At 72.7% G+C, this 10,739-nt stretch carries 12 protein-coding genes; 6 read left to right on the top strand and 6 right to left on the bottom strand.

Annotation, left to right across the window (positions count from 1 at the left end):
* The coding region (locus WCD41_RS23485) for a hypothetical protein (protein WP_337716992.1) at positions 1-315 on the bottom strand (315 nt) is incomplete at its 3' end.
* Between the two features lie 412 nt (positions 316-727).
* On the opposite strand from WCD41_RS23485, the gene WCD41_RS23480 reads away from it, so the two are divergent.
* Together WCD41_RS23480 and WCD41_RS23475 are read left to right on the top strand one after the other, a co-directional pair.
* Entirely contained in the window at positions 728-1,543 is an 816-nt protein-coding gene (locus WCD41_RS23480; RefSeq protein ID WP_337716990.1) for a ParA family protein, read from the top strand.
* Positions 1,540-2,022, top strand: coding sequence for a hypothetical protein (locus tag WCD41_RS23475; protein ID WP_337716989.1), 483 nt, complete (start codon positions 1,540-1,542; stop codon positions 2,020-2,022). Before WCD41_RS23480 ends, WCD41_RS23475 begins: the two co-directional genes overlap by 4 nt.
* Before the next feature lie 69 nt (positions 2,023-2,091).
* Here WCD41_RS23475 and WCD41_RS23470 read toward each other — a convergent pair whose 3' ends face one another.
* On the bottom strand, positions 2,092-2,535 hold the full coding sequence (locus WCD41_RS23470) for a GNAT family N-acetyltransferase (RefSeq protein ID WP_337716987.1): 444 nt from the start codon (positions 2,533-2,535) through the stop codon (positions 2,092-2,094).
* A gap of 85 nt (positions 2,536-2,620) precedes the next feature.
* Here WCD41_RS23470 and boxC point away from each other — a divergent pair, with 85 nt between their 5' ends.
* The 4 genes from boxC to WCD41_RS23450 all read left to right on the top strand — a co-directional run bounded on the left by boxC (position 2,621) and on the right by WCD41_RS23450 (position 7,663).
* Positions 2,621-4,339 carry a 2,3-epoxybenzoyl-CoA dihydrolase gene (boxC, locus tag WCD41_RS23465; protein ID WP_337716985.1) on the top strand — a complete coding sequence of 573 codons (1,719 nt, stop codon included), beginning with the start codon at positions 2,621-2,623 and terminating at the stop codon, positions 4,337-4,339.
* Positions 4,340-4,346: 7 nt separating this feature from the next.
* Positions 4,347-5,774, top strand: coding sequence for a benzoyl-CoA 2,3-epoxidase subunit BoxB (boxB, locus tag WCD41_RS23460; protein ID WP_337716982.1), 1,428 nt, complete (start codon positions 4,347-4,349; stop codon positions 5,772-5,774).
* Positions 5,775-5,870: 96 nt separating this feature from the next.
* Positions 5,871-7,487 (top strand): benzoate-CoA ligase family protein, encoded by a 1,617-nt coding sequence (locus tag WCD41_RS23455; RefSeq protein WP_337716981.1) that lies wholly within the window; start codon positions 5,871-5,873, stop codon positions 7,485-7,487.
* Positions 7,487-7,663, top strand: a complete 177-nt coding sequence (locus tag WCD41_RS23450) for a hypothetical protein (protein WP_337716979.1) — start codon at positions 7,487-7,489, stop codon at positions 7,661-7,663. Before WCD41_RS23455 ends, WCD41_RS23450 begins: the two co-directional genes overlap by 1 nt.
* Before the next feature lie 15 nt (positions 7,664-7,678).
* Here WCD41_RS23450 and WCD41_RS23445 read toward each other — a convergent pair whose 3' ends face one another.
* The 4 genes from WCD41_RS23445 to WCD41_RS23430 all read right to left on the bottom strand — a co-directional run bounded on the left by WCD41_RS23445 (position 7,679) and on the right by WCD41_RS23430 (position 10,687).
* Positions 7,679-8,197 carry a hypothetical protein gene (locus WCD41_RS23445; RefSeq protein WP_337716977.1) on the bottom strand — a complete coding sequence of 173 codons (519 nt, stop codon included), beginning with the start codon at positions 8,195-8,197 and terminating at the stop codon, positions 7,679-7,681.
* A 93-nt stretch (positions 8,198-8,290) separates the two neighbouring features.
* The gene (locus tag WCD41_RS23440; protein ID WP_337716975.1) at positions 8,291-8,485 is read right to left on the bottom strand and encodes a hypothetical protein; all 195 of its coding nucleotides are present in this window, start codon (positions 8,483-8,485) and stop codon (positions 8,291-8,293) included.
* A gap of 190 nt (positions 8,486-8,675) precedes the next feature.
* Complete coding sequence (locus WCD41_RS23435; protein ID WP_337716973.1) at positions 8,676-9,692, bottom strand: phosphotransferase family protein; 1,017 nt, start codon at positions 9,690-9,692, stop codon at positions 8,676-8,678.
* Positions 9,689-10,687 (bottom strand): zinc-dependent alcohol dehydrogenase family protein, encoded by a 999-nt coding sequence (locus WCD41_RS23430; protein ID WP_337716971.1) that lies wholly within the window; start codon positions 10,685-10,687, stop codon positions 9,689-9,691. The genes WCD41_RS23435 and WCD41_RS23430 overlap by 4 nt, the downstream gene beginning before the upstream one ends.
* Positions 10,688-10,739: the final 52 nt, after the last annotated feature.

The raw sequence follows: 10,739 nt of genomic DNA, 5'->3' as shown, positions 1-10,739 counted from the left end.
CGTGTCGGTCGAGCCCGTGTCGGTCGAGCCCGTGTCGGTCGAGCCCGAATCTGTCCCGCCGGCCTCCTCGCCGGCCGCGAGGCCGGTGGGGTGCGGGTTCGGCGGACCGGCGGCCACGTGCGGAGTCGCGACGCTCGCCAGCTGCACCTCACGGGTCGCGGCCACGGCCGGGATCGGTGCGATGACGTTGCTGGCGAACCAGAGTACGAAGCCCGCGCCGACGAGGCCGAGTGTCCACCCGAGCGCGCGCAGCACGACGGTCAGCAGACCGTCGAGCAGACGCGTGGTGCCGCGCAGGGCACCGGCGGGGGACATGGAACGGCTCTCCTCGAGCAGGAGCGCGGGCGAGGCCCGACGGCCACACACGCGCAGCGAAAGGGGAAATGCGGCGTCCACCCGGTGTCGAGCCGCGGCCGGAGCTCACGCGGCAACCCGGGGGTCGACCTCCAGGACCGTCTGCGGCCGGAGCTCACGCAGCGATCCCTGCCTTGCCACCCACGAGCGCGAGCCGTCAGCGCCGTGAGCGATTCGGAAGTTAGGCGCCGGATGACGTCCGGTCAAGCACGAAGAGTCAGAAGGTTCGCGCCCGAGGTGCTCTCGATCGGGTGTCCGTGTGCACGATGCGTGGCTAGTGTCCGAGGCGTCCGTCCTGTGGCACGCCAACGACACGTCTCTGGCTCGTCACGCCAGCAGCACCAGGGACGTATCTCTAGCAAGAGGAGGCCTCGTGGTCGCGGTGACCGTGCTCAGCGGCAAGGGCGGCGTGGCCAAGACGCTCTGGCAGGTGCTCATGGCCGGCGAGGCGTCGAGGCTCGGCATCCCCACGTTGTTGATCGACGCCGACCCCGAGCGCAACGCCAGCAACAAGTTCGGCGTGCCCGCGACGTCGACGGGGCTCGGCGACGTGTTCGAGGTCTCCGGCGCCCTCGACGCGTCCGGCGAGCTCGACCTCGAGGCCGGCGCGACCCGTCTCGCCGACGAGGTCCTCGACACGCACTGGGAAGACGTCGACCTCGTGCCCGCCGGGGCGTCGCTCGGCACGGTCGCCCAGTCGTCGCTGATCGACTCCTGGCTCCTGCGCGACCTCCTCGAGAACGCCGGGCTCGCCGCCGCGTACGGGCTGGTCCTCATCGACACCGGAGGCCGCACCGGCGCCCTGACCGCCCAGGCCATGTACGCCGCCGACGTCGCCTACGCGCCGATCGGGCCGACCCGCGACGCCGTGCGCAAGGCCCTCGAGGCCCGCACCCGCGTCGAACGCATCCAGCGCGCCCATCCGCTGAAGTGGGCGGGCGTCGTGCTGAGTGGGTTCGACCTGCGCGTCGGCATGGACGAGGCCATTCGCGACGAGGCGCTCGCGGCGTTCGGGGACGAGGTCCGAGCGGTCATTCCCCGACGCGCCGGCGTGCACGAGGCGTTCCAGCTCGCCGAGCGTCTCGGCGACCGCCGCGACGTGTCGTCGTCGAACCTCGCCGGACTGTTCCGCGACTTCATGCTCGAACTGCGCGCCCTCGCGCCCGACACGGCGCAGGACGCCTCGTGACCTCCAAGGCCCGTGAGCTGCGCCGGCGGATGAGCATCGACCCGGACGCCCCCGAGCCGGCGCCCCGCCCGGCGCGGACCCCGCCACGAGAGATCGACGAAACGCCCGAACCCGAGCCGGAACCGCCCGCCCCGGAACCGACACCCGCCCCGACGAAACGCCGCCGCCGCACCAGCACGACGGACGAGCCGGCCTGGACGACCGCGCTCGACGACCCCGCGATCGACCCCGACCGCAACGGCTACCGCAGCTTCTACGTCAGCGACGCGGTCTTCGCGCGCTTCCGCGCTGCCGTCTACTGGACCGCGCGCCGCCCGGACGCCACCGACGTCCCGGACAACATGTCGTCCGGCGTCGAGGCGTACATGGAGGAGGTCGCCGCCGACCTCGAGCGCCGCTACAACGACGGCGCCGTCTTCCGCGCAACGCCCGACCAGAAGCGGGCCCACCGGCGCCGGCAGGGCGGCATGACGACGTGACCACGATGTCGGTGACGAATCCCCGCACATCTGCGGGGTTTCGTCACCGATCCGGCGATGACGGCACCGTCAGGCCGCGCCACCCGGCGCCGCCCCCGACGCCACCTGCTTGCGCAGCTCGCCCACCTCGGTCGTCGTGAACCCCTGCCGGGTCAGCCACTCCCGCACGGCCTCGCCGTCGGGGTGGCGCGTCGGGACGACGTTGTAGACGTAGTTCAGCTGGCGCGCCGCGGCCTCCCGCTCCAGGTTCTCCAGCACGAAGGCCCCGACGCCCGTGCCGCGCACGCCGGGCGCGGACACGATGAGGATCTCGGCGTCGCCCCACGTGTCGTCGAGCCGGCCGTAACCGATCGGTGCGCCACCGTCGTCCTCCACGCGCCACCACGCGTCGCCGAGCGGGCGCCCCACCTCGGGGTGGCCGAGCCCGAACAGCGTGGGCGGCAGGTCACCCAGCGCCGCGGCCTTGTCCTGGTCCCAGCGGGGGTCCTGCTCGGCGATCCACTGCCACGTCATCGTGCCCTCCAACGTTCTACAGCTCTATGCACCGACGTCGAATTCTCGTAGAGTGTGGTCCGCACGACAAGGAGGGACCACCACCGTGACCGTTCTCGAGGATGCGCCCGCCGCGGAGCACGCCCCGGCGGAGACCGTTCCACAGGTCGACTTCGACACCGACCCCGCGCACTACCGCCACTGGCGCCTCGAGGTCGACGGGGAGACGGCCTGGGTCTACCTGGACGTCGCCGAGGACGGCGGGCTCGTGCCCGGCTACGAGCTCAAGCTCAACTCGTACGACCTGGGCGTCGACATCGAGCTCTACGACATCACCCAGCGCCTGCGCTTCGAGCACCCCGAGGTGCGCAGCGTCGTGCTGACCAGCGGCAAGGACTCGAACTTCTGCGCCGGCGCGAACATCCGGATGCTGGCGCAGTCGAGCCACCCCTGGAAGGTGAACTTCTGCAAGTTCACCAACGAGACCCGCAACGGCATCGAGGACATGACGGCCAACTCTGGCCAGACCTGGGTGGCGGCGCTCAACGGCACCGCGGCCGGCGGCGGCTACGAGATGGCCCTGGCCTGCGAGACGATCCTGCTGGTCAACGACCGGTCGAGCGCGGTCGCGCTCCCGGAGGTCCCGCTGCTCGGCGTGCTGCCCGGCACCGGCGGGCTCACCCGCGTCACCGACAAGCGCCACGTGCGCAAGGACCGGGCCGACATCTTCGCCACCAAGTCCGAGGGCTTCCAGGGTCCCAAGGCCGTCGAGTGGAAGCTCGTCGACGAGACGGTCTCGCGCAAGCAGTGGGACGAGACGGTGCGTGCCCGCGCGGCCGAGGCCGCCGCGGGCTCGAGCCGGCCGACCGACGCGCAGGGCGTCGCCCTCCCGCCCCTGCGCCGCGAGATCACCGACGACTCGATCACCTACCCCAACGTCCGCTGCGAGCTCGACCGCGACGCCCGCACCGCGACGATCACGGTGCTGGGCCCCGAGCCCGGCACGGTGCCCGAGTCCCTCGACCGCATCCACGCGCTCGGCGCGGACTTCTGGCCGCTCGCGATGACCCGTGAGCTCGACGACCTCATCCTGCGGCTGCGCACCAACGAGCTCGAGATCGGCACCTGGCTGGTCCGCACCCAGGGCTCCGTCGAGGGCGCGCTCGCGTTCGAGCGGGTCATCGCCGAGCACTCCGGCTCGGACTGGCTGGTCAACGAGATCCGGCACTACTTCAAGCGCACGCTCAAGCGCCTCGACGTCACCAGCCGCAGCCTCATCGCGCTCATCGAGCCCGGCAGCTGCTTCGCCGGCGCCCTACTGGAGCTGGCCCTGGCGTGCGACCGGCAGTACATGCTCGAGGGCATCTTCGAGGACGCCGACGAGGAGCAGGAGCCGGCGCAGATCGTCCTCACGGCGTCGAACTTCGGCACCTTCCCGATGGGCAACGGGCTGACCCGCCTGCAGTCCCGCTTCTACGGCGACGACGACCACGTCGCCGAGCTGGCGGAGCGCACGGACGAGCGCATGACCGGCGCGCAGGCCGAGGAGGCCGGGCTGGTCACCGACGCGCCGGACGACATCGACTGGGAGGACGAGATCCGCATCCTCCTGGAGGAACGCGCGTCCCTGAGCCCGGACGCCCTGACCGGCATGGAGGCGAACCACCGGTTCGTCGGCCCGGAGACCATGGAGACGCGGATCTTCGGCCGCCTGACCGCCTGGCAGAACTGGATCTTCATCCGCCCGAACGCCTCGGGCGCCGAGGGCGCGCTGCGCCGCTACGGCACCGGACGCAAGGCCGACTTCGACAAGAAGCGAGTGTGACGACCCCATGACCTCCGCGCGCCCGAAGATCGACTTCGACGCCAAGATCCCGAACAACGTCGACCTCGCGTCCGACCGCAAGCTCCAGCGCGCTCTCGAGCGCTGGCAGCCGAACTTCCTCGACTGGTGGGGCGACATGGGCCCCGCCGTCGACACCAAGGACGTCTACCTGCGCACGGCCGTCGACGTCGGCCGCGACGGCTGGGCGCACTTCGACCACGTCCCGATGAACGAGTACCGCTGGGGCGTCTTCCTCTCCGAGCACGACCCGGACCGCAAGATCGCGTTCGGCGAGCACAAGGGCGAGCCGGTCTGGCAGGAGGTGCCCGGCGAGTACCGCGCCGACCTGCAGCGCCTCATCGTCATCCAGGGCGACACCGAGCCCGCCTCGGTCGAGCAGCAGCGCTTCCTCGGCGCGACCGCCCCGTCGCTCTACGACATGCGCAACCTGTTCCAGGTCAACGTCGAGGAGGGCCGTCACCTCTGGGCGATGGTCTACCTGCTGCACGCCTACTTCGGCCGCGCCGGCCGCGAGGAGGCCGACCAGCTGCTGGCGCGCAACTCCGGCTCGGACGAGTCGCCGCGCATCCTCGGGGCCTTCAACGAGGAGACCCCGGACTGGCTGTCGTTCTACATGTTCACGTACTTCACCGACCGGGACGGCAAGTACCAGCTCGGGACGCTGAAGGAGTCGGGGTTCGACCCGCTGTCGCGGACCTGCGAGTTCATGCTCAAGGAGGAGGCCCACCACATGTTCGTGGGCACCACCGGCATCGACCGCGTCGTCACGCGCACCGCGCAGCTGATGAACGAGCACGACTCGGAGGAGGTCGCCGGCGCCGGCGGCATCCCGCTCGACATGATCCAGAAGTACATCAACTTCCACTACACCGTCTCGCTGGACCTGTTCGGCAACGAGTCGTCCACCAACGCCGCCAACTACTTCACCGCCGGGCTTAAGGGCCGCTGGCAGGAGGAGCGGCGCAAGGACGACCACGTGCTCACCGACGACGCGGGCGCCGTGGACGCCGTGCGCGAGGGGCGCATCACGACCACCGAGGTGCCGGCGCTGCTCGCCCTGAACCAGGACCTGCGCAGCGAGTACATGGGCGACTGCTCGAACGGGCTCAAGCGCTGGAACCGGATCCTCGAGAAGCACGGCATCGACGCGCAGCTCTACCTGCCGCACGTCGGCTTCAACCGCCAGGTCGGGGCGTTCGCGGGCCAGCGCATCTCGCCCGAGGGCAAGATGATCTCCGAGGACGAGTGGACGGCGAACGAGGGCCGCTGGCTGCCCACCGACGTCGACAAGACCCACGTCCGCGGGCTCATGCACCCCGTCCTCGAGCCCGGGAAGATCGCGAGCTGGATCGCGCCGCCGACCAACGGCATCAACGACAAGCCCGTCGACTTCGAGTACGTGCACTTCAACTGACCGTGCGCTCTCGCGCATGTGAGCACTTTCGGGTGCTATGGCACGCGAAAGTGCTCACGTGCGCGTAGCGCACCCCACCACGAGGACGGGCAGCGCATGGCGGAGTCGTTCAATGCCGCGGACTACCTCGTCGGCCGCCGGCTGGCGGCGGGCGACGGTGACCGGGAGGCGGTGCGGGCCCCGTCCCGCTCGCTGACGTACGCCGAGCTCGACGCGGAGATCGAACGGGTCGCGGCCGGGCTCGCGGCGCTGGGCGTGCTGCCCGAGCAGCGGGTCGTCCTGTGCATGGTCGACGAGGTCGAGCTGTTCACCGGCATCCTCGCGACGATGCGCCTCGGCGCGGTCGCCGTCCCGGTGTCGACGATGCTGCGCGGGCCGGAGCTCGCGGTGCTGGTCGCGGACTCGCGCACCCGCCTGCTGCTGTGCTCGGAGACGTTCGCCGCCACCTCCCGCGCCGCGGTGCTCGCGGCCCGGGAACGCGGCGGGGACGTCGCCGAGGTGGTCGTCACCGGCGAGGACGCGTCGGGCTTCGGCGCCGACGTCACGGCCCGGACCTGGGCCGAGATGCTCGCCGGCGGCGAGGCCCTCGGGGCCGCGCCGACGTACGACACGTGGGACGAGTCGCAGGCGCTGTGGCTCTACACCTCGGGGACCACGGGCAAGCCGAAGGCGGCGATGCACCGGCACGCCGACATCCGCACCGTCTGCGAGACCTACGGCCAGCAGGTGCTCGGCATCCGCCCCGACGACCTGTGCCTGTCGGTGGCGAAGCTGTTCTTCGCCTACGGCATCGGCAACTCGATGTTCTTCCCGCTCTCGGTGGGGGCCGCGGCGGTGCTCGAGCCCTCGCGCCCGACGCCGGCCCTGCTCGCCGACCTCGCGTCCCGGCACCGGGTGACGATGTTCTTCGGCACGCCGAGCTCGTACGGACCGCTGCTCGCCGCGGCGGAGTCCGGCCAGGTCGACCCGGCGGCGTTCGCGACCGTGCGCCGCGGCGCGTCGGCGGGGGAGGCGCTGCCGGCGCGCATGGTCAACGGGATGCGCGACGTCTACGGCGTCGAGGTGCTCGACGGCATCGGGTCCACCGAGGCGCTGCACATCTACCTGTCCAACCGCCCCGGCGAGGTCTCCCCGGGCACGTCGGGCGTCCCGGTCCCCGGCTACGACGTCGAGATCCGGGGCACCGACGGCCGTCCCGTGCCCGACGGCGAGACGGGCACGCTCTTCGTGCGCGGCGACTCGATCTGCACCGGGTACTGGTGCCGCACCGCCACCAACCGCCTCATGTTCGAGGGGGAGTGGCTGCGCACCGGCGACACGTACGTGCGCAACGCCGACGGCACCTACACCTGCCTGGGCCGCACCGACGACGTCCTCAAGGTCGGCGGCATCTGGGTGACGCCCTCCGAGGTCGAGGAGCGGCTCATCGCGCACCCGTCGGTCGCCGAGGTCGTCGTCGTGGCGATCCCCGACGACGACGGCCTCGACGTGCCCGTCGCGTGCGTCGTGCCGCGCGAGGGCCACTCGGTCGACCCCGAGGCGCTCGTGGCCTGGTGCCGCGAGGGCCTCGCGTCGTTCAAGCGGCCGCGTCACGTGATCGCGATCGAGGAGGTGCCGCGGACGGCGACGGGCAAGGTGCAGCGCTTCCGGCTGCGTGAGCTCGCCGCCGGGCTCGTCACGGCCGGATCGCCGACGCTGGAGGGGGCGCACTGATGGCGGGGGAGCGCTCCGGGCGGACCGACCCGCTCGCCACCGCCGACCAGCCGCCGACGGAGGGCGAGCCGCCCTACTCGCCCGAGGTCGAGCCGGGTGGCGACGTGCCCGGCGCCGTGCTCGGCTCCGACCACGAGGAGCCGATCGACGGCACGGAGCCCGACCCCGACGCGTGACCGGCCGCGGGTGCGTCAGCCGTCGAGCGCGTCCCACACCATCCGGGCGCCGCGCCCGTCGTCGCTGGTGAGTGCGCCGTGGACGCGGGCGACCTGGGCGACCAGGCGCTCGGGCCCGCACGCGTGCACCGTGGCCTCGCGCCGCAGCACCGAGACGACGACGTCGCCGCCCCCGATGACCCACGCCCGGCACAGGGACCGTCCGAGGACCCGGGCCGCGCGCTCCACCATCGCGAGGTCCATGACGCGGGCGTCGGTCCCGGTCAGACGCTCCGGGTCCCGGAGCACCGGGCGGGTCACCGCGCTCCACGCCCGCAGCGCCGTGCCGCGCGCCAGGGGAGGCGGGAGGACCGCGCCCTCGGTCTCCACCTGCCGCAGCGCGAGCAGCAGCCCCGACACCTGGCCCACCGCGGTCACCCATTGCGCGCGCGTGCCGGGCGGGGTCCCGGCACGGCCGGCGCGGTGCTGCCGCCCCGTCCCGGGCGTGGGGACGAGCGTCGACGCCCCGTCCACGGTCCGTTCGTCGTCCGCCATCGGTCCCCCCTCCGGCACTGACACCTCGTCAGCACGGACGGTAGGGAGGTGGGCGGGCCGCGGCCTCGGGGTGCGCCCCGGAGAATTTGGGCGTCAGGCGGCCTGCGGGTACCAGGCGCTGATCTCGAGGTCGAGGTCCGCGACGTCGGGGTGGGCGAACAGCGTCGCGTCGGACGGGCTCAGGCGCTGGGGGCGGCGCCCGCCGGTGGGGCAGCCGTCCTCGTGGCGCACGGGGTAGAGCTTCCACACCCGCACGGACTCGCAGTAGTGGCACTCGCCGGTGATCATCGGTACTCCGGGCACGTCGGCGCTGGGGGAGCGGCTCCCGCACGCCGACGCGGGGCGCGGGGCCGCTGCCAGTGTGGTGCCCGAACGTGCCCCCGCGATCCCGTTCCGTGACCGCCCCCACCGTGTGACGTGCCCCGGTATGTGAGCGAACTTCGGGGCTATAGCCCCGAAGTTCGCTCACATGGGGCGGTCAGCGCTCCAGGTCGGCCAGGGCGGTCTCGGCCTGGATGTTGATCGCCTCCGGGCCGGTGACCTCGTCCGGGTCGGCGTCGGCGCCCATGTCGCCCGCGCGGTAGCGGGTCCAGACGCCGGCGTGGATGCACGCGGCGCGCCAGCGGGCGAAGGCCAGGTAGTAGCCGACGTCGAGGTCGGTGAGCCCCCGCGCCGCGGTGTAGCGGGCGATCAGCTCCTCGCGGGTCGGGTAGCCACCCGCGGGCGTCGGGCTCGAGAGCGCCTCGGGCACCGTGTCGCCCGGCTCGGACCAGGACACGAGCAGGTGCCCGAGGTCGCAGAGCGGGTCGCCGATGGTGGCGAGCTCCCAGTCGAACACCGCCACCGCCTGCCCGTCGGCGTCGTAGGAGATGTTCCCGGGACGGAAGTCGCCGTGCACGATCCCGACCTCGCCCTCCGGGACGCGCTTCGCCAGCGCCTCGTGGGTGGCGTCGATGACCGACAGGTCCTCCATCGCCGACGAGTGCGCCTGCCGGTGCCACCGCTTGAGCTGGCGGGCGACGAAGTTGCCGGGCCGGGCGAGGTCGTCGAGCCCGACCGCGGACGGCTCGACGTGGTGCAGCGCGGCCAGCACGTCGATCGTCGAGGTCCCGACGACCGTGCGCGCCGCCGGCGGCACCTTCTCCCCGGACCCGGTGTCGTTGAGGACCTTCCCGGGCGCGAAGTCCATGACGTAGAGGTCGGCGCCCCAGACGTCGTGGTCGTCGCAGAAGGCCCGCGGGGTCGGGACCGGCACCTCGGTGGGGTTGAGCGCCGAGAGGAAGCGCCACTCGCGCCCCATGTCGTGGGCGGTCTCGAGCACGCCGCCCAGCGGCGGGCGCCGCAGGGCCCACGCGTGCCCGGCCTCGTCGGTGACACGGAAGGTGAGGTTGGAGCGCCCGCCCGCGATGCGCTCGAAGTCCAGCGCGCCCTCGACCTCGTCGACGTGCCCCCGGAACCAGGAGACGACGGCCTCGGGGATCTCCTCGCCGCTCATCGCGCACCGCCCGGGAGCAGGACGATCTTGCCGACCTGGGTGCCGGACTCGAGGTGGCGGTGGGCGTCGACCACCGCGTCGAGTCCCTCGAACACCCGGTCCACCTGGGGGCGGAACGCGCCGTCCCGCAGCCCCGCGCCCACGAAGGCGCCCGCGCGGCGCAACCGCTCTGCGTCGTGTGTCATCGCGAACAACGTATAGGCCCGCATCCACAGATCGGGCAGCGTCTCGGCCGGGAACGGGGTGGGCTGGCCCGAGAGCAGCCCGTGGACCGTCAGGATCCCGCCCTTCGCGGTGGCCCGCGCCAGGTCGGCGACGCCCGGGCCCGCGACGGCGTCGAACACGTGCTCGCACCCGCGGCCGTCGGTGATCTCGAGGACACGCTCGACCAGGTCCTCCTCGCCGGTGGCGACGACGTGCGCCGCCCCCGCGTCGAGCAGCTGCTGCGCCTTCGCGCTCGAGCGGGTCGTCGCGATCGGGACCGCGCCGACCCGGTTCGCGACGGCGAGCGCGGCGAGGCCGACGCTCGAGGTCGCTGCGGTGACGAGGACGTGGTCGCCGGCCGTCAGCCCGCCGGTCTCGACGAGCCCGCCGTAGCCGACGAGGAACGGCATCCACACCGCGGCGCCGTCCACCCAGCTCGTCGACGCAGGCAGCGGCACGATCGCGCGGGCGGGGACGACGGCGCGGTCGGCGTAGACGCCGTAGTCGTTCATCGAGAACGCCGGGACGACGCTGACGCGGTCGCCGACCGACCACCCCGTGACGCCCTCGCCGAGCACGGCCACGGTCCCGGAGCACTCGTAGCCGAGGCGGGCGGGCAGCTCGGTCGTCTCGATGTAGGTGCCGCGCCGGAACATCGACTCGGCCCGGTTGAGCCCGATCGCCGCGACGTCGACCGCCACCTCGCCGGGACCCGGGACGGGGTCCGGGCCGTCGTCGATCCACAGCACCTCGGGCTCGCCGAGCTCGGAGAACCGCACCGTCCTCGTCATGGGCCGAGAGCTTGCCGTCCACATGATCTCGGCGCGAGGGGTACCGGCGCGC

This window comes from Actinomycetospora aeridis (genome assembly GCF_037400275.1).
Taxonomy (GTDB): Bacteria; Actinomycetota; Actinomycetes; order Mycobacteriales; family Pseudonocardiaceae; genus Actinomycetospora; species Actinomycetospora aeridis.
Note: the sequence above shows the minus strand (reverse complement) of the source record. Positions and strands in the feature narration are given on the sequence as shown.

What these genes read in the sequence shown, in the direction of transcription:
- WCD41_RS23455 (WP_337716981.1), top strand. Translation starts at nt 5,871, where the DNA reads ATGGCGGAGTCGTTCAATGCCGCGGACTACCTCGTCGGCCGCCGGCTG.
- WCD41_RS23470 (WP_337716987.1), bottom strand. Translation starts at nt 2,535, where the DNA reads ATGACGTGGCAGTGGATCGCCGAGCAGGACCCCCGCTGGGACCAGGAC.
- WCD41_RS23430 (WP_337716971.1), bottom strand. Translation starts at nt 10,687, where the DNA reads ATGACGAGGACGGTGCGGTTCTCCGAGCTCGGCGAGCCCGAGGTGCTG.
- WCD41_RS23435 (WP_337716973.1), bottom strand. Translation starts at nt 9,692, where the DNA reads ATGAGCGGCGAGGAGATCCCCGAGGCCGTCGTCTCCTGGTTCCGGGGG.
- WCD41_RS23450 (WP_337716979.1), top strand. Translation starts at nt 7,487, where the DNA reads ATGGCGGGGGAGCGCTCCGGGCGGACCGACCCGCTCGCCACCGCCGAC.
- WCD41_RS23445 (WP_337716977.1), bottom strand. Translation starts at nt 8,197, where the DNA reads ATGGCGGACGACGAACGGACCGTGGACGGGGCGTCGACGCTCGTCCCC.
- boxB (WP_337716982.1), top strand. Translation starts at nt 4,347, where the DNA reads ATGACCTCCGCGCGCCCGAAGATCGACTTCGACGCCAAGATCCCGAAC.
- WCD41_RS23440 (WP_337716975.1), bottom strand. Translation starts at nt 8,485, where the DNA reads ATGATCACCGGCGAGTGCCACTACTGCGAGTCCGTGCGGGTGTGGAAG.